This is a genomic window from Arthrobacter sp. SAFR-023, from assembly GCF_051965295.1.
GTDB lineage: Bacteria > Actinomycetota > Actinomycetes > Actinomycetales > Micrococcaceae > Arthrobacter.
Map to the genome: position 1 here is coordinate 13,648 of NZ_JBQCMF010000024.1, position 17,847 is coordinate 31,494.

The 17,847-nt window shown below is 64.8% G+C and carries 15 protein-coding genes and 1 pseudogene; 6 read left to right on the forward strand and 10 right to left on the reverse strand.

Going from position 1 to position 17,847, the window contains the following annotated elements; genetic code table 11:
- Positions 1-16: 16 nt before the first annotated feature.
- The 3 genes from ACTHQX_RS20145 to ACTHQX_RS20155 all read right to left on the reverse strand — a co-directional run bounded on the left by ACTHQX_RS20145 (position 17) and on the right by ACTHQX_RS20155 (position 3,483).
- The gene (locus ACTHQX_RS20145; RefSeq protein ID WP_236808242.1) at positions 17-1,117 is read right to left on the reverse strand and encodes a mandelate racemase/muconate lactonizing enzyme family protein; all 1,101 of its coding nucleotides are present in this window, start codon (positions 1,115-1,117) and stop codon (positions 17-19) included.
- The gene (locus ACTHQX_RS20150; RefSeq protein ID WP_440159064.1) at positions 1,114-2,034 is read right to left on the reverse strand and encodes a LysR substrate-binding domain-containing protein; all 921 of its coding nucleotides are present in this window, start codon (positions 2,032-2,034) and stop codon (positions 1,114-1,116) included. The genes ACTHQX_RS20145 and ACTHQX_RS20150 overlap by 4 nt, the downstream gene beginning before the upstream one ends.
- Positions 2,035-2,109: 75 nt before the next feature.
- The gene (locus ACTHQX_RS20155; protein ID WP_236808246.1) at positions 2,110-3,483 is read right to left on the reverse strand and encodes an MFS transporter; all 1,374 of its coding nucleotides are present in this window, start codon (positions 3,481-3,483) and stop codon (positions 2,110-2,112) included.
- A gap of 329 nt (positions 3,484-3,812) precedes the next feature.
- On the opposite strand from ACTHQX_RS20155, the gene ACTHQX_RS20160 reads away from it, so the two are divergent.
- The 5 genes from ACTHQX_RS20160 (at position 3,813) to ACTHQX_RS20180 (ending at position 10,096) form a co-directional block, all read left to right on the forward strand.
- Positions 3,813-4,511 (forward strand): maleylpyruvate isomerase family mycothiol-dependent enzyme, encoded by a 699-nt coding sequence (locus ACTHQX_RS20160; RefSeq protein WP_236808251.1) that lies wholly within the window; start codon positions 3,813-3,815, stop codon positions 4,509-4,511.
- A gap of 318 nt (positions 4,512-4,829) precedes the next feature.
- Positions 4,830-5,033 (forward strand): hypothetical protein, encoded by a 204-nt coding sequence (locus ACTHQX_RS20165; protein WP_440174654.1) that lies wholly within the window; start codon positions 4,830-4,832, stop codon positions 5,031-5,033.
- 3 nt (positions 5,034-5,036) lie between these two features.
- Positions 5,037-5,207 carry a DUF202 domain-containing protein gene (locus ACTHQX_RS20170; RefSeq protein ID WP_236808255.1) on the forward strand — a complete coding sequence of 57 codons (171 nt, stop codon included), beginning with the start codon at positions 5,037-5,039 and terminating at the stop codon, positions 5,205-5,207.
- 1,429 nt (positions 5,208-6,636) lie between these two features.
- Positions 6,637-9,282: a trehalase-like domain-containing protein gene (locus tag ACTHQX_RS20175; protein ID WP_236808257.1), complete on the forward strand. Its 2,646-nt coding sequence runs from the start codon at positions 6,637-6,639 to the stop codon at positions 9,280-9,282.
- Between the two features lie 160 nt (positions 9,283-9,442).
- On the forward strand, positions 9,443-10,096 hold the full coding sequence (locus tag ACTHQX_RS20180) for an aspartate/glutamate racemase family protein (protein ID WP_236808271.1): 654 nt from the start codon (positions 9,443-9,445) through the stop codon (positions 10,094-10,096).
- 13 nt (positions 10,097-10,109) lie between these two features.
- Here ACTHQX_RS20180 and ACTHQX_RS20185 read toward each other — a convergent pair whose 3' ends face one another.
- From ACTHQX_RS20185 to ACTHQX_RS20205, 5 genes and pseudogenes are all read right to left on the reverse strand, one after another.
- The gene (locus tag ACTHQX_RS20185) at positions 10,110-11,117 is read right to left on the reverse strand and encodes a hypothetical protein (RefSeq protein WP_236808278.1); all 1,008 of its coding nucleotides are present in this window, start codon (positions 11,115-11,117) and stop codon (positions 10,110-10,112) included.
- A gap of 226 nt (positions 11,118-11,343) precedes the next feature.
- Entirely contained in the window at positions 11,344-11,931 is a 588-nt protein-coding gene (locus ACTHQX_RS20190) for a hypothetical protein (protein WP_236808280.1), read from the reverse strand.
- Between the two features lie 15 nt (positions 11,932-11,946).
- Positions 11,947-13,095: a zinc-dependent alcohol dehydrogenase gene (locus tag ACTHQX_RS20195; RefSeq protein ID WP_236808282.1), complete on the reverse strand. Its 1,149-nt coding sequence runs from the start codon at positions 13,093-13,095 to the stop codon at positions 11,947-11,949.
- 60 nt (positions 13,096-13,155) lie between these two features.
- A complete protein-coding gene (locus ACTHQX_RS20200) occupies positions 13,156-14,304 on the reverse strand; it encodes a glutathione-independent formaldehyde dehydrogenase (RefSeq protein ID WP_236808284.1) in 1,149 nt (382 codons plus the stop codon).
- Positions 14,305-15,017: 713 nt separating this feature from the next.
- A pseudogene (locus ACTHQX_RS20205) lies at positions 15,018-15,296 on the reverse strand (DUF3090 family protein); the annotation flags it as partial.
- 437 nt (positions 15,297-15,733) lie between these two features.
- On the opposite strand from ACTHQX_RS20205, the gene ACTHQX_RS20210 reads away from it, so the two are divergent.
- Positions 15,734-16,009 carry a hypothetical protein gene (locus tag ACTHQX_RS20210; protein ID WP_236808286.1) on the forward strand — a complete coding sequence of 92 codons (276 nt, stop codon included), beginning with the start codon at positions 15,734-15,736 and terminating at the stop codon, positions 16,007-16,009.
- 498 nt (positions 16,010-16,507) lie between these two features.
- Here the strand turns inward: ACTHQX_RS20210 and ACTHQX_RS20215 are convergent, their stop codons facing one another.
- Positions 16,508-17,107, reverse strand: coding sequence for a hypothetical protein (locus tag ACTHQX_RS20215; RefSeq protein ID WP_236808288.1), 600 nt, complete (start codon positions 17,105-17,107; stop codon positions 16,508-16,510).
- A gap of 305 nt (positions 17,108-17,412) precedes the next feature.
- Complete coding sequence (locus ACTHQX_RS20220) at positions 17,413-17,817, reverse strand: hypothetical protein (RefSeq protein ID WP_236808290.1); 405 nt, start codon at positions 17,815-17,817, stop codon at positions 17,413-17,415.
- Positions 17,818-17,847 lie beyond the last annotated feature (30 nt).

Consider the following 17,847-nt stretch of genomic DNA (forward strand, 5'->3'; position numbering starts at 1 on the left):
TTGGAAGGGATGGGTGTCAGTCGGTGCGGTAGTGGGCGAGCTTGTCGTCGTCCACGTCGGTGCCGGCGCCGGGACACGCGGGAACGTGGATCCGCCCGCCGGTGATGGCTAGCGGCTGGGCCAGCAGGTCATCGGTCATATCGAGGTAGTTGGAAAGTTCCGCCGCACGCTTGGCGGTGTGGGCGAAGGCTGCGCCGAACACCACGGAGGCCACGGTGCCTACCTGGGTGTCGATCTGGTTGCCGATGTAAACGTCGATGCCCATGCCCTCGGCCATGCCAACGATCTTGGCGGCTTCGGTGAAGCCGGACCGGGCGGTCTTGACGGACAGCAGGTTGGCCCCGCCAGTGAGGATTTCGCGGGCCGCCTCGCCGAGGTTGGCGGCCGATTCGTCCGCGGCAATGGGGATGGGGGAGTTGGTGACCAGGCGCCGGCGGCCCAAGACCTCGCGGGCGTCGTCCGGTTCCTCAAGGAACTGCAGGCCGAGGTCGGCGGTGCGGCGCAGCACCTCGGCGGCCTCGTTGGCGGTCCACCCGCGGTTGGCGTCCATGTACAGCTCGGCGTCCTCGTCCAGGCCTTCCCGCAGCACCCTTGCGGCCTCGATGTCCAGGTTCAGCGGACGGCGTCCGGTCTTCAGCTTGAAGGTGTTGATGCCGTAGGTTTCCCGGAACTCCAGGGCCAGGGCCAGGAGTTCCCTGGCGGGTTTAAAGCCGAGCATGTGGGAGACGCGCAGCGAGTCGGTGTAGCCGCCCAGCAGCTTGGTCACGGGCTGCCCCAGGGTCTTGCCGATGACGTCCCACACGGCGATGTCCACTGCGCCCTTGGCGGTCTGGTTGTGGATGGTCCGCGCCATCACGGCCTGGATCTTTTCCCGGTCAAAGACATCAAGGCCCACCAGCTGCGGGGCGAAAACGTCCTGCACCACCGCGACGATGGACTTCTGCGTCTCACCGTAGGTGTAAGGGCGGGGCGGGGTGTCTGCGGTTCCCACCACGCCGTCGTCGGTGTGGACGCGGACCAGGACGTGGTCGGCCTCGTGCACGGAGCCGGAGGCGAAATGGAGCGGGTGGCGGTACGGGATCGAGTAGGGGATCGCCTCGATGGCTGCGATCTTCATGAGGGGAGGTGCCTTTCATCAGCGGGAGCGGGGGTGGCGGCATCAGCGGTTGCCGTGGCCACGATGTCCAGGAAGTTTTGCAGGAGCGCGGAACGGTGGCCGCTCAGCCAGGCGACGGCGAGTTCCACCGGGGGAACATTGTCGATCTCCCGGTAGGCGACGCCTTCGAGCTGGAAGGCGCGCACGCTGGACGGCATGACGGCGATGCCGCCGCCCGCGGCCACGAACGCCAGCATGGTGGAGGTCTCGCCCACCACCTGCGTGATCCGCGGCTGGAAGCCTGCCTGGCGGCAGAGGTCCGAGGTGATGCGGTTCAGCACCGACTCCGGCGCGTAGGCGATGAAGTCCTGGTCCTGCAGTTCGTGCATGGCCACGGGCCGGTCCACCGCCAGGGCACTGAAGGAGGGAAGCGCGACGACGAGTGGCTCCTGGGTGACCACGCGGTAGTCGATTTCCTCGGAGGCAACGGGGGGACGCAGCAGTGCCGCGTCCAGGGTCCCGTTCCGCAGCCCCGCTTCCATGGACGGCGTCAGCATCTCTCCGTTCAGCGCCAGCGACAGGCCGGGAAGGACCTGCTTGGTGAGCCGCGCGATCCGGGGCATGACACCGTAGGTTGCCGAGCCGGAGAACCCCACCCGGAGGACGCCGGTGGCGCCCTTGCCCACCTGGTAGACATCCGCGCGGAGCGTCTCGACGTCGTTGACGATCTGGCGGCCGCGGTCCAGCAGGAGCTGGCCCGCCGCCGTCAGGTCCACCCGGCGGGTGGTGCGGTTGAGGAGCTGGACGCCCAGCTGGTCTTCGAGTTGGCGGATCTGCTGGGACAGCGGCGGCTGCGCCATGTGCAGGCGCTTCGCCGCCCTGCCGAAATGCCGCTCCTCCGCGACCGCGATGAAGTAGTTCAGCTGGCGGATTTCCATCCGATGCCACCTTTCCAACGAGCCGGGGGAGGCGCGGCGCGGCCTCATTTATTCATAGAGTAACCATAAAAGGCCTTACTTAGATACTTTTTCGACGTAATCTAGCGGTGCTTCAATGACGGGCAGTGCTTCCTCCAGCCTGTGCTGCCGCGGTACCAGGATGGTGACGGCGCCGCCGAGCAGGGCCACCGCGCCGTAAATGTAGAAGGCTGTTGCCCCGCCGATCCCCGCGGCTGCCAGCCAGCCACCGATGATCGGACCCAGGACCCCGCCCAGCCGGCCCACGCTGGCGCACCAGGCGACGCCGGCGGCACGGGCATTGGTGGTGAAGTAGTTGGACTGGAAACCGTAGACCAGCACCTGCGTGCCCAGGGTTCCCACCCCTGCGGTGGCGATGAACGTGAAGAGCAGCGGCAGCGGGAAGCTGAAGGTCATCAGCCCCAGGGAGATGGTGGCGAGGGCAAACGTGGCAGCGATGACCCGCTGCGGTCCGTTCCGGTCTGCCATCCGGGAGGCCACCAGGCCGCCCACCACGGCGCCCAGGTTCAGGGCCAGCGGGAAGAACAGGGCGTAGGTCCGGCCGTAGCCGTAGCCCTCCATGATCTTGGGCAGCCAGGTGTTGAGCCCGTAGGTCAGGAGGAGGCCGCAGAAGGACATCAGGCCCAGCAGGATGGATGCCACGGCGAACTGGCGGGAGAAGACGGCGGCGAACCCGGACTTCCGCGGGGCGGCGCCGGCCTTCCGGATCACCTGCTCTTCGGCGAGCGGCACCCCGGTGCGCCATGCTGCGGCGAGGGCTTCCTCTTCCCGGCCCCGGGCAAGCAGCCAGCGCGGGGATTCCGGAAGCTTCCGCCAGGCAATGGGCAGGATGACCAGGAGGGGCAGGGATCCAATGATGAAGAGGCCGCGCCAGCCGATGCTGTCCAGGAAGGCGATGCCCAGGACGGATGCCAGCACGCCGCCCGCGGGGACCCCGGAGTACACGATTGCGTTGTAGAACTGCCGCCGTCCCGCGGGTGCGAACTCGGCCATGGTGGCGCCGGCGCTGGCGATGACGACGCCCAGGCCCAGCCCAGTGGCAAACCGGAGGGCACCGAAGGCGGTGACATCCGTGGCCAGGGCGGTGGCGAACATGCCCAGGGAGAACCAGGCGATGCCTGCGAGCATCAGCCTGCGGCGGCCGAAGAAGTCACCGATCGCTCCGCATGCCAGCGACCCCACCAGCACGCCAATGAGGGCCCAGGACCCCAGGAGCCCGGCGGTGGCCGCATCGAAGTGCCCGATTTGGCCCGCGTCTGCGAGCAGCCCCGGAAGGACCGTGCCGTAGACCACCAGGTCGTAGCCATCAAACAGGAGGGCGGCGCAGATGACGAAAGCCACCCAGTTGGCTGTCCGGGTCTCCCTTCCCGGGTTTCCGGTGATCGTGGATTGGGGGTGCGGCAGCGTCATGGCGCAGGTCCTTTCAGGGGGCGGGTGGAGAGGCGCCGCGGCATTCGGATGGATCCGCGCCGGGGCCTCGGCAACCCAGCCTGACAGGTAATGTGACGCACGGCATATGAGGGAAATGCCCGGTTTCGCGCCGGGGGTGCATTGTGCCGTTTCCGCGTATCAAAGGGGCGGTTTTTGCGATGGATCCAGCGGGAACAGGCCAAATGCGCCCGGCAGCAGGGTCATCCCGGCGTCGGTGGGAGGGTGGGTCTTAGTCCATAGGCTGCCGGTATGAACCCGACGTGCCGTAACCGTGGCCGGGAGCAGGGCGCCGCGGTTAGGCTGGCGGAATGATCAATCCAGCACGGCTGCACTCAGACCTGTCCCGCCTGGGCCGGGAGACTGATATGTTCCTGGCCACGGTGTCCTCTTTGTCCGATGAAGAGTTGGCTGCTCCTTCGCTGTGTGAAGGGTGGACCCGCGCCCACGTCGTCGCGCACGTCGCATGCAGCGGACGTGCCCTGATAGGGCTGATTGACTGGGCCACGTCCGGGAAGGAACGCCGGCTGTACGCATCCGCTGAAGCGCGCACGGAGGCCATCGCCGCCCTTGCTGCCCTGCCGCGGGACGAGCTCCTGGCTGAGGTGCGGGACTCAGCCGCCGCTTTCGCCGGTGAAGCCGAGCGGTTGACCGGGGAACTTGCGGCGCAGAAAGTAAGGGCAGGTGGCCGGGACCTGCCGGCCACGTCCATTGTGGCGCTGAGAATTGCCGAGGTGGTGGTGCACCACCATGACCTTGAGACCGCCTGGACCATCGAGGAGGCCGACCCCGATTCGCTGTTGAACGCCATCGAGGCCGTGGTACGTGCACTGCGTGCCAAGGGGGCGCCGGGGATGACGCTGGTGACCGAGGAACGCGACCAGTGGATTATCGGCAACGGCGCGCTGCACATCGAGTCCGATCGTGAGGGCCTGCTTCAGTGGCTGGCGCGTGGCGATGCAGCGCATATCGAGGCGGACGGCCCCGTGCCAGCACTGCCTAGCTGGTGAGCCGGCCGGCTCGAAGATTGCAGCGTCCCATCCTGAGCGGGCCGGACTGACTTTTCGCCGTTGGTGCGGGGATGTTTTCCGGTCCCACTTTGTCTCCAGCAGTGAGCCTAGGAAAGACAGGTGCACCAGGCCGGGACCGTCGCTCTCATAGAAATGTGGGGTGACCCTGTCAACCTGGGTGGGTTTGGCAGGTTTGGCTGGAAGAAGACCCAACCGCACCCAAGCGAAGAGCGGCCGCTGTCGTCAGGCGTAGTTGCCGGGCCTTGCCCGGGCAGAGGGGACAGCAGTCTTAGCTGTTTCCAGCCCAACATCGCGCCGGTGCCCGTGCGGGTTATCCTCTGTGTAGTCCTCGCCATGGTGGGGGTGGTGCTCGCCATCCAGGCGTTCGCAAGGTGGTCAGGTCAGGAACAGGCCATGCGCCACAATCGCGAGCTTCCCCATTCGTGGTTGCTGATCACGATGACGATTGTCGTGGCTTCAGCAGCCGCCGTTTTCTCCGTCCTCATCCTTCTGGCGGGCTGATCTGTGGCGCATACGCTCCGGGATCCAGGCTTGCAACCGGATCGTACTCTGCTCGCGTGGCGACGAACCATCCTCGCCCTCATCATTACGGATTTCCTCGTCTGGAGGACTTGGCTGCTTTCATCTGCAGGGGACGGCGCAGAGAGAACTCACAGGGCTTCGGTGTGGCGGTAGGTATGGCCGCAGTGGCCACGGTCGTCCTGACTGCCTGCATCCTTCGCCGCCCTCTGCAATTTAGAAACACGCCGCATCAAGCCCCGTCGGCCGCACTACTGAAGACCGCCGCCGGCGCCGTGCTCGCCCTGACCTCTGCCGTCATTGCATCCATAGCACTGCCCGGCCTTCCCGGCGGAGGATGACTTCGGCTGCTACCGGCAACAACGGATCCATCACCATCCACGGGAGGAAAGCCGGGACGGGCACTAGTCACTCCCCTCTTGGGCAGCAGCCAACGCGGTTAACTTGAGCTTGGTGGCCCAGTGCGCGCCGATCCAAGCGCCCAAGAGGCTTCCTGCCAGCAGGTTAAGCACGATGTACCAGTGTGGACACCGATGATCGCGCCGGCCAGGAAGACCAGCAGGAGGGACTGCTGTCGTGCCTGCCCTGGCGTCAACAGCATGGCAGTCCGATTCATACGGAAAAATTGTCAGCAGCAGCATACGGATTCCGTTGGGCCCTCGTGGCTGCTGACGCAGTGAGTAACCTTCCCGCCGGGACGCTGTCGTTCCTCCGGAGGTACGAAGCAGCTTTGCTGTTGTTGCTTCCATGTGCGGGTCAGCCGGTAGGAGTCGATGCCGTTCCGATGAAATCCCCGTCAATAGCGCCGGCCAGTTACAAAATGCGGCCAGAAATAAACGTCTTACATGGGTCATCCAAACCTGTCACAGTCAGATGGGCCTGAGCAAAGCTCATTCCATCTATTTCTCAGGGCGTCCAACGTTCTCTCCTTGGCAGGGTGGGCACGCGTATGAATCAGGCCGCGGGCGGCACTTGGCGGTTGCTCTGCTGTGAGGCGTGGGCCGGGGACTAGGATGACGTCGAGTGCTTCGACGTCGATGAGTTTGCGGGTTCCGTTTCTTCCCTCGATGATCCAGAACATGCTCATGATGGAATTGCTGAACTGACCCGACCGTGGCGGATGAGCCGTCCATGCTGCCGAGCTTCAATCTGGGTACCTGGTGAAAGCTCCGTGCATGACCGGATGATCCGGTCCCTGGCTGCCGTCATGATCAGGTCCTCCTGCTCCGGTTTCCCGCTTCGAGCCTAGGCGCGAGAGGTTGCGTCGGCGTTTCCGTGTAGTGATGCTGCGGTTTAATGCTTGTTTTAGCGTTAGTGCCCTCTCTCTTGGTAGGTAAAAGAAGACAAAAGAAAGCCCCAGGCAGAGCCAACGTCAGCTCGACAGGACGACGACGGTTACTGCGGTCGTCGTCGTTTTCGCGGCGCGGACTTAACACCGCGGCAATCATTGGGATATTCAGGGGAAACTGTCCGGGCGGAGCATGAGGAGTGCCCCTTCGAAGTCCTCAGGGAATATCGGTGAGGGCACTGCCCGGTCGTCGCCGGCAGTCCTGCGGCTGCCTTTCCTGCCTCAAGGGGTGCACTTATGCTAACGCCGTTGAACCAAAGCGTGGCGGATTCCGCGCTGCTTACCCGGTCCCTTCCACTGGGGTTGCTCCGTTCCTTCGTCTATTCGGACGCGGCCGGCGATGGGCTGACGCCCTCCCTGCTGGCTGAACTTAAAGTCCTCGCAAGGGTCCCTGGGTTGCTGGTGGCCTGCAATTATGGCGGAACGTTGTGCGATGCGGAGGGCATCTCCACCGAGACCCTGCCGCTGGGCAGCGCGGCAATTGCCCTCCGTGCCCTGGCCGCGCTGCCGAACACCCATGCCGCCGTCATCTCGGGGCGCTCCCTCCGCGATCTGGCCGCCGTGTCCCGATTGCCGGCGGAAGTGCACCTGATTGGCTCGCACGGTGCTAAGGCGGACATGGAGTTCGCGCACGTACAGCCACTGGCAACGGAAGCGGTACTGCAGAAGGTCAGCGCGGCACTCAACGAAGCGGTGGGATTTCAGAAAGGCGTCTGGCTTGAGCGGAAACCCGTGGCGGTGTCCGTCCACACCCGGCCGGCCGCGGCAGAGGTGGTGGCGGCAGTAACTGCCACCGCACGGGACATCGCACGTGAGCACGGGCTGTTCTTCATAGTGGATGGGTCTGTCCTGGATCTGTCCGTGGTGGAACCGTGCAAAGCTGATGCCCTGGAAAACCTCCGGTCCAGGCTGGGCGCCAGCGCCGCCATGTATGCCGGGGACGCACACAGCGACGAACTTGCGATCGCCACCTTGCGGGGCCCGGACATGGGGCTGCGCGTCGGCCCCGGGGAAACACGTGCCGCGCACAGGCTGCCCGATCCTGGATCCTTCGCCAGGGTCCTTGCCATCCTGTTTGAGCTGCGGCGGGCATGGCTCTTCGGCGAGGACGCTGTAGGGCTGGAGCGGCACTCGATGATCGGCAACGGCTCCTCAACGGCTCTGGTTACCCCGGACGCCAAAATCTGCTGGATGAGCCACCCCCTGCCGGACTCCGGCTCCCTGTTTGCCCACATTCTGGGCGGCGACGCGGCGGGTCACTTTTCGATAGAGCCCGTTAAGGCCTCCCAGGTGCTGGGCCAACGGTACGTGGACAGCACCATGATCGTGGAGACGCGATGGACAGACGTCACGGTCACGGACTACCTCGAACCCGCTCCGGACGGAATCACGAGCCTTGTCCGGGTGCTGTCCGGAACCGGCGCGGCAAGGATCGTGTTTGCGCCCCGCCCGGACTACGCCAACGCGCCATTCAGCATGGAGGTCCGCGGCGAGGAGCTGCACGTGGTGGGAACATCCGATCCCATCACCCTTCTCGCGCCCGGCGTGAGGTTCGCAGTCACTTCCGATGGGCGGCATGCCACCGCCACGGCTGCAGTCAACCTGCAGGACGGGCCCGTAGTGCTCAACCTGCGCTGCGGCGACACCGAGCCGCGGCCAGCGGACCCCGGTGGCGAAATGGAGCGGCGGGCCGGCGTCGCCCTCTCCTCCCGCAGCTGGGTGCAGAGCCTGGAAGTGCCTACGGTCAAGCCCTCCCTAGTCCGCCGGTCCGCACTGGTGCTCCGCGCCTTGGTCCACGAACCCACCGGCGCAGTGCTGGCCGCACCTACTACCTCGTTGCCCGAAGGCATCGGTGGGACCCGCAACTGGGACTACCGCTACTGCTGGTTGCGTGACGGCTCCATGACCGTCAACGCGCTGGCGGACCTGGGTTCCACGCAGGAAGCGGCCGGATTCCTGGGTTGGCTGGGTCGGATCCTGAAGCACGCCCCGGGCCCGGAGTGGCTGCGTCCGCTCTACTCCGTCACGGGGGCCCCGCTCTCCACGGAAGCCGTGATCGACAGCCTCCCCGGTTATGCCGGCTCCCGGCCCGTCCGGATCGGTAACGCCGCGGACCACCAGGTCCAACTGGACGTCTTCGGCCCGATCGCGGAACTCATCCACGCCCTCAGCGTCAGGGAAGAGGCGCTCAAGGACGACCATTGGGAGCTGATGGTTCAGATGGCCTCGGCGGTGCTTGCCCGCTGGCAGGAGCCGGACCACGGCATTTGGGAGGCCCGGCGTGCACCCCGGCACCACGTCTACACCAAGGTAATGTGCTGGGTAACTCTTGACCGGGCGCTGCGGGCTGCTGCCCGCCACGGACGCACCCCTGACCCTGTCTGGGAACCCACGGCCACCGTCATCCGGGACGAGGTGCTGCGTGAAGGCTGGGATGACTCGGCCTCCTCGTACACCGTGGCTTACGACAGCCCGGATCTGGACGCCGCGGTGCTGCACATCGGACTGTCCGGCCTGCTGGACGTCACCGACCAGCGCTACCTGGATACCGTCCGGGCGGTGGAGCGGGAACTTCGGGTGGGACCCACGGTTTTCCGGTACAAGTACGACGACGGCCTGCCGGGCCTGGAGGGCGGTTTCCACATCTGCACCACCTGGCTGATTGAGGCATACCTTGCGGTGGGCAGGATCGAGGAGGCCTGGGACCTGTTCGACCAGTTGGTGAACCTCTTTGGGCCAACAGGACTATTGCCCGAAGAGTACGATCCGGGCACCGAAACCCATTTGGGGAACCATCCGCAGGCGTACTCGCACCTCGGCTTCATCCGTTGCGCCCGGCTGCTTGCTAACCACCAGGACGGCCCGGAAACGCGAAAGCATTAGGGACTGTCACTCAAGCTGGTTTGAATCCGACGAGCGATCCAGCCAGCTTGTAAGGCAACCAGTGCCGGTATGGCCAGTGTTGGTCACCTCCCCGTAAACGAGGGGAAATATTGTCCGGTTAGCGTTGGGATCAATGATTCCGTGCGGGGAAGGAACTGAGATGCGCGTAGGACTTATTCGGGTGCTGACGACCTCGGACCGGCGCCTGCTTCATGCCCATGGGAGGCTGCTGCAGGAGACGTTCGGTTTCACTGTCACCTCCCGCTGCATTCCGGGCCAGCCCTCCGGGGTGTACGACGAAGCGTCACTCATGGCCGCCGCGCCGAAGGTGGTCGAGCTGGCAAGAGAAATGGCCGAAGAGGCCGATGCGCTGATCGTCAGCTGCGCCTCGGAGCCCGGTCTGGCAGAAGCTCGCGCCCTGGTGGGCATCCCCGTCATCGGTGCAGGCTCCGCGGCTGCTGCCGCGGCCCTGACCTTTGGCGGCAGGGTCGGCGTCCTGGGGCTCAGGCACCAGGTGCCAGGACCGGTTTCTGAATACCTCGGTGAACGGATGGTCCTCATCGACGGTCCCGAAAGTGTCGAGACGCCCGACGCGTTTCTGATGCCCACGGGCATCTTCGACTCTCTCACCGCTGCCCAGATGCTCATCGATGCCGGTGCTGACGTCATCGTTCAGGCGAGCACCGGACTGAGCAGCATCGGCATGGCCGAGGTTCTCCGCCGCAAACTTCGGGTCCCCGTCATTGACGCCGTCACCGCGGCCGGATCCATGCTCGCCTCGGCCCTCGCAGCCCGGGAGCTGCAAAAAATTTGAACCCCGGGAAGCGTCAGCGGCCGGTCCACTCGTGGGCGAGGCGGTTGCGGCGCTCCTCCTCGCGTTTGGAGTACGCGGCCGCGCGGATTGCTTCCTCCGACTCCAGGCCGGTGCCAAGGGCACCGCCGACGGTCGCCGCCGACGCGACGAACCAGGACAGGACGAACAGGTCGCCATAGCCGAGCGTCTGCTGGAGGTAGCCGCCCATTACGGCCGGGTCGAGGACGAACAGCGCCCAGGCCAGGTTCACGAGGTAGAGCGCCAGGTAGCAGATGATTATCCCAATGGTCAGGGTTACCAGGGTTGAGGTGTTGTAGAGGCGGGACCTTTCCCTGGCGCCCGCAGAGCCGTCGTCGGGTCGGTCCCACAGTTCGCCGTCAATCACGAGCCAGGCAACAACGAGGGCAATGGAGGCGATCGTCGCCACTGTGAGGCGCCACGGTGACAGGGAGCCGGCGAGTAGCCAAACCGTTGAGTTGATCGTGGCTATCGCCCCTGTCGTCAGCGCTGCCACGAGCGCGGACTTGAGCCCAGGCACCAGGAGCCACGGACGGTTCGCAAGCACCATTCCCACGAGGAGGCGCCAACGGCTGGTGAAGTAGGGCATCGGCTCGCTGTGCCCGGCCTGTGCATTGCCTGCCATGCCGCTGACGAGCGCGCGCACTGCATGCCGGGCACGCGCCCGCATACCGAGCCCGCCGAGTGCCGGCAGCGACAGCACAGCTGTGCGTTGCCGCGGGTCGGTCTCGGCGAGCAGATACCGGCCGTCATTCTCGTCACGGAACGGAAGTTCGGTCAGCCCGATAACGATGTCCCATTCGTGCTGACGGGCGTGGTCCCGAAGCCGTGCCAAGGCAGTTTCGGCGTCCTCGCAATCCATGGCGAATGGTTCGCTCACGATCTCGATGTCCCAGCCCTCGCGGTCCTCGCTGCTCGGCGGCTGAAGGTCACTGAGCAGGCGCGCGATCTCCGTAGGCGCGGCAGGGTCCGCCACCATCCCGACCCGGATCCGTTCCGTCACGGCAGGATACCGCAAAGGGCGGGGGTGAACTTTTTTGGCACCATTTTTCTCCTCATGATTCAGCGCAACCTGCGTGTGCAGGCCTCCGTGTCGCTATTCTCAACCCGGTCCTGATCACGGTCTACATCAACCTGGTGACGAATCTGGGCCAGGGATGATGTGAGGGTGTCACCAGCGCAGGCGTTGCTGGTGACACCCTTGGTCCGCCAGCCCGGCAGTATGGCTGTCAGGCTGTGCGGTGCTTTCGCAGCGCGCGGACCGCGGCAACAGCACCCAGTCCGGCGAGCACCCATGGGCCTCCCACGAGGAGCGGGTCGATCCATTGGTGGTTGACGTCGGCGCGTTTTTGTCCGAAGCGGGAGCGGACACCGTGGGCCGAGAACTCGCTGAGCACCCCGGTTTCGGTGACGGGGTTGTCGGGGCGCAGAGTCGCAAAGGACTTCAGGTGGTGTTCCCAGGCGTCCACGCGGTCAGCGGCGATCAACAGGAGCCAGTGCGCGGCCCGGCCCTCGCTGTACTTGTAGGCGTACTTCCGGATAGCGCCGGAGACCCCGGCAGGAGGTGTGGAGGTCCCGAAAACGGGGGTGAGGAAGGCGTGCTCGACGGACCGTTCCCGGGGCCATTTCTCCGGTTGGCGTTCGGGGAAGTCCCAGCGCGCACCGGTCTCGATGCCGGGTTGCTCGCGGGGGTAGGAGGGGCGGTCGGCCGGGTCGAGGTCTGCGCCCCATCCCGGGATCTGTGCCCGCAGGTCTTCGGCGGACTTGGGTGGGATGCGTTTGTTGGCGATGTACGGCGTTGCTGCTGTTTCAGACATGGTGCGGGTCTCCTTTCAGGACTGGCTGGCGACTACGAGCGGTTTGATGATGTTGTCCAGTTTGGCGGAGAAGATGTGGTAGCCCTCGGCGATGTGTTCCAGCGGGATCCGGTGGGTGACGATGTCGCTGGGTTTGAGGTAGCCATTGCGGATGTGCTCGAAGAGCCGCGGCCATTGGCGTTTGACCGGGCACTGGTTCATCCGCAGGGTCAGGCCCTTGTTCATGGCGTCGCCGAACTTCACGGCGCTGAAGATCGGCCCGTACGCGCCCACCACGGACACCGTTCCGCCTTTGCGGACGGAATCGATGGCCCAGTTCAGGGCGACGGGGGAGCCGCCCTGCAGTTTGAACTTGCTGCTTGTGACGTGCTGGAGGAAGTTGCCGTCCGCTTCGGCCCCCACGGCGTCAATGACGACGTCGGCGCCCAGGTAGTCGGTCTCCTTCTTCAGGTGCACCACGATGTCGTCGTACTCGGCGAAGTTGTATGTTTCGGCGTGGGCGAAGGTCCGTGCTTTTTCCAGCCGGTACTCCAGATGGTCTATCACGATCACGCGGCCTGCCCCCATCAGCCAGGCGGACTTGGCGGCGAAAAGCCCCACCGGGCCTGCACCGAACACCACCACGGTGTCGCCCTCCACGATGTCGCCCAGCTGGGCGCCGAAGTAGCCGGTGGGGCAAGCGTCGGTGAGCAGCACCGCGTCCTCCTCGTCCATCCAGTCCGGAATCTTCGAAGGCCCCACGTCCGCGAAGGGGACACGGACGAATTCTGCCTGGCCGCCGTCGTAACCCCCGCAGGTGTGGGAGTAGCCGTAGATGCCGCCCACCGCCGTCGCGTTCGGGTTCACGTTGTGGCAGTTGGAGTACAGGCCACGGGCACAGAAGTAGCAGGAACCGCAGTACACGTTGAACGGCACCATCACCCGGTCGCCCACGGACACGTTCTGCACCGAGGATCCCACTTCATGCACGGTGCCCACGAACTCGTGCCCGAACGTCATTCCCACCCGGGTGTCCGGCATCATGCCGTGGTACAGGTGCAGGTCGGACCCGCAAATAGCGCCCCTGCTGACCCGGACGATCGCGTCGTTCGGGTGCTCGATCTTCGGAATGTCTTTTTCTTCGACCCGTACTTTGTACGGTCCGCGGTAAACCATTGCCCGCATCAGTACCGCCTCCTGTGGATTGCTCGTATTGACATTGAAGGTTCTCCTGTCCGGGCTTTCTCAGGTGCCGGCCGGGTGGAGGACGACTTTGGTCCAGCCGTCTTCGCGGTTGTCAAAGTTCCTGTACCCCTCCGGGGCCTGATCCAGCGGCAGTTCGTGGCTGACGATGAACGACGGGCTGGCCTTTCCGCCGGCAATCAGATCGCGCAGGGCCCGGTTGTACTTCTTGACCGGGCACTGTCCCGAGCCCATCGTCTGTCCTTTGAACCAATAGTTTCCGTAATCGAAGGCCACCTGGCCCTGTTGGGCGAGTTTGTCGGGGGCCCCGGGGTCCTGGGGCAGGAACACGCCGACCACGCCCAGGCCGCCGACGAACCGGACTGAGTCCACGAGCCGGTTCAGGGTCAGGTTGGGATGTTCGTTTCCGCCCGGATCGTGAGCCTGGTAGCCGACGCATTCGCAGCCCCGGTCGGCGCCGAATCCCATGGTCTGGTCCTTGACGAACTCGACCGGGTCCACTTCCGAATCATTCACAGCGATGGCGCCGATTTGCTCCGCCAGCTTCAGGCGGTCGCTTTGGCGGTCAACCACCATGACTTTGCCGGCCCCTTTGATAACGGCCGAGTACGCCGCCATGAGCCCGACCGGTCCTGCACCGTAAATGACGACGGAGTCCCCCGGGTACACCCCGGCCAGCTCCGTGGCATGCCAGCCCGTCGGGAAAATATCGGCGAGCATGACATAGTCGAGTTCTTTCTCCACCGAGTCCTCGCCCAGGCGCAGGCAATTGAAGTCCCCGTACGGCACGCGCAGATACTCGGCCTGCCCGCCCTGGTACGGGCCCATGTCCGCGAACCCGTACGCCGCACCCGCGAGCTGTGGTTCAGGCTGCATCGTCAGGCAGTAATTGGTGAAGCCCCGGTCGCAGTTCTTACAGAATCCACAGGCGATGTTGAACGGCAGCACCACACGTTCGCCTACCTGTACTTTGCTCACCGCCGGGCCGGTCTCGACCACTTCACCCAGGTTCTCGTGCCCAAAGGTGCGTCCGGGTTCGAAGCTGGTACGGCCCTCGTACATGTGCAGATCCGAGCCGCAGATGTTCGCAGCGGTTATTCGCACCAGCACGTCGGCGGGGTGCTCGATTTTGGCGTCCGGTACGTCCTCAACGCTGACGTCGTTCGGTCCTTTGTAAACTACTGCCTTCACTTTCCGCTCTTTTCTTTTATCCCATCCGATCGTTGGTCCACTAGTGGTACCTTCCGGGCGCAGCAAAGCAAGGGTCTGCAGGCCCGGCGACCCGGAAAAAAGGGGAGTGGCACCCGATACGCGTATTGGAGCTGGCGACGGAAGGGGGGAACAAGGATTGTGGCCCGTGCAGCCAGCCCAAGGGGTTGGGAGGCTAAAGGCTTCCAGATCGCAGGCTGTCCAAAAAATCCCGCCCGCGGTCTGTACGCGAAGAGCAACTGATCGGAACTCAATGCTAAGCACACTTATTAACGGTGTCGAGGGATAGCGGGCCGCAACAATTTCGGCGAGTTCTGGTTCACGCTCACCGTTACCGACATTTGCGCCGGGTGGACCGTGAATCGGCCTGCGCAGAACAAGGCAGCCAATTGGGCATTCGAGGCCTTCGAGCACGGCACGACCGCTCTCGAACACCAATGAAAAGGCCAGGGCCGAACAGAACATTCACCAACGCGTTGTAGTTGCAAGACGGTCCGACTCCCGTACTTGGAACGCCGATACCGGGCCTTTCGCCATCATGGCTGAGCCAGGTTGCCTTGGGGAAACTCCCGCAGCGGGCTTTCGCCTGCTATCGGCCCATCGACGATCATCACCTGGCCGCTAGTCCCCCGAAATGTAGCGTACAACGCGGCGGGTAGGCGTCAGCTCGGCGGTCACAAGGTCCCTCGCTGGCATCAGACCCCGGGGAGGGCGCAGATGTGCCCGTCGGCGTCGATGGGGTAGCCGCAGAGCGAGCAGATCGGACGCCCGGCGCCCACGACCTCACGGGTGCGCTTGGCGAATGCGCGGGCGGTGCCGACCGGCAGCCGCACCAGCAGCATTTCGGTCTCTTTAGGGCCGTTCTGATCAAGGGATTGTCCGTTGTCATCAGCATCGACATCGGTGACGGGGTAGGCCTCTATAACGACCTGCGCCGTCGTTGTGTCCCAACCTAAGCTCATGGCACCGGCCTGACGCCGTTGCAAAGGCAATGGCGGACGACCTGATTCTGATGTAACCCGGAACCGCGTGTCCTGTTCAAGCACTTCGTCGTCGCACTGGCCCGGCAACTGCAACTGGTCGGACGGCTCCTCGCGGAAGACCTGAGCTCAACCCCTGGCTGCCCAGCAGGGCTTTCGACCCTCCGACCGCGACAAGCTCGTCGACGCGCTCAAAGAACACAATCTGCCGCTGCCGGAGAGGGCTGCCACTACAGCGTGAATCGCCCCACTTTATTTTGAGTCGCTATCAATAAGACGTTAAACTTGGACGTAGGCCAGAGTAGCCCTCGAGTACCGCGCCGGTGAACATCCCCTGGCCGGCAGGGCAAGCGACACAACCCGCAACGCGCTTCTGCTTGAGCGGCACTGGAACCTGAACTGGCCCCGATCCTGAACCCCGAGGAGTACCCATGACTTTGCTGGCCGAACGCCCCGCAACGACCGAACCCGCCCCTGACACCGCTGCCGGCACCACAGTCGTCGGCCCCGCCCTGCGCGGCGGCAGCTACGTAACTCTGCCCCGCGGCAGCGCCTCGGCCGGTGTTGAAGGCACCTATGTCACCGCCCCCGGCAGCCGACGCATGCCTCCCGTCACCGATGGCAGCTATGTCACCGTAGCCGGCGCTCCCGCTGTTGCCGCCGGCCTCGTCGAGGGCAGCTACGTAACGCTTCCGAGGGCAGCCTAAAGCCCCAGCGTCTTTGGTGGATGGCACCATGCAGGCGTAGAAAGGAGGCCGGCGGCGACACTGCGTGTCGTCGTCGGCCTCATTTTTTAGTGCAGATTTCGGAGTCGTGCGGGTGTTCCATTTGCACGGGACCCGCAGCCACCCGAGGGCTTGCCAGCGTCATTGAGCATGGGAGCATCGGCCCGGTCTCGCGGATCGAGACCCTTCGGACTGCAGTTCCACAATCCCGTGTACAGCTTCGCGAGGTTTCCTGCGTGCCCCCACGATCACCGCCTTGCCGGCGCCTCGATGAACTTGCCGTCCTGGCGCTGTGGTTCTCACAATGCGACATCAGGTCCGAGGCCGGCGCGGCGATCCGCTGACGCGAGGGCTTGGCCGCTGGAATACCGGGCCCAAGCCGTCGTAGCTTAGGTTTAGTTAGCCAGTCCGACTTCCGGGAACCTGATCAGCGTGGACGTAGCCCTCTTCCTGACCCGCCAGACGAATGTCTCCCGCCCCCTACTGTGAGACGGCCGATGCTAGTGAACGAGGTTCGGGCGCCGCATTGACGATGGATGCCTCGTCGATGCCGTGGATCCGGTATGCCTCCTGTAGATCAGAGGACTGCCCGAAGTCCTTTGCGCCCAGGGAGACTGTGCGGTCGCCTCGGGCTCCAGCCAGGAAGGCAAAGTGTGTGGGGGGCGTCCGTCCTGGACCGTGACGAGGGGCGCGGGTGCGTGTCGTGGAAACATCTATGATGTCGAATGCAAGCGCCTTAATTCCTTGGTTTAGCAAGTTGCGGCGCTGGAGGGATTCAAGGACCAGGTCAGGGCTGGTGAGGCAGACGACGCCGGCGATGATGCTAAGTCCCTTCAGCCGTGTGGCCGAGGCGATGACTTCGGGCATGATCGCTCCGACGCCGACCAGAGTGACCCTGTCCTCGACGGGGTCGTGGTCGCTCAGCCGGTAACGGCCGGCCACCGCGTGCCTGCGACGCCGCTCCAGCAGCAGCGCGTCCGTCGGCATGGCGGCCTGAGCCTGATCCAGTGGCCGGGTGGTGAATCGGAAGTAGGCTGAGCGTCCTCCGGGAATGCCGATCCGGCTCATAGCTTCGAGCATGCACCATTCCAGATCGCGGGCGAAGGCTGGCTCCCAGGCTGTGCACTCGGGTTGTTCCAATCCGATGGACGGAGTGGTGGGGGACTGGTGCGCGCCGCCCTCCGGTGCCAGGGACACCCCCTGACGGCGTCCCAATCAGGATGGACTGGCCCCCGGCGTACATGCCAAAGGACCACGGTTCGAGGGCGCGGGCCACGAACGGGTCGTAGATGGTGGCGAGTGGAATCAGCGGCTGGCCCCGCGGCTCCAGGTCGTTCCGAGTTCGGAGACGGGGCCCTCCAGGTTCGTTTCGGCGATGCCGAGTTCTATGTGTTGGCCGTGGGAGTTTTCGATCCAGCGGAGAATCCGTTCCCGGTCGTCCGCGAACCAGTCCTGGCGCTCACCGACGGACCAGACTGCGGTTTTGTTGATCCAGCCGCGAGGTTGGTGGACGACGCAACGTCGGGGCTGCAGGTGACGCCACGGTGGGCCACCTCAGGGGCTGCTCTTTTCAGGTCGGACAGGAACCGTCCCAGTGCGGCTTGGGTGGAAATTCTGTCGTCGCCCCATGGCAGGGAAGCCGGGATCTGGAGGGACGGGGCCAGTGCGGGTTGCCGGCGCTTGAGGCGGAGGGATGCCTGGGTGCAGGCCCGTTCTTCGACGGTGCCCGGCTGGAATTTGCGCCATGGATCGTCAAGGTCCATCCCGGAGATCCCCGCCAGTGTTTCCATCTGATCTTTGGACAGGGGCGTGGAGTGGTT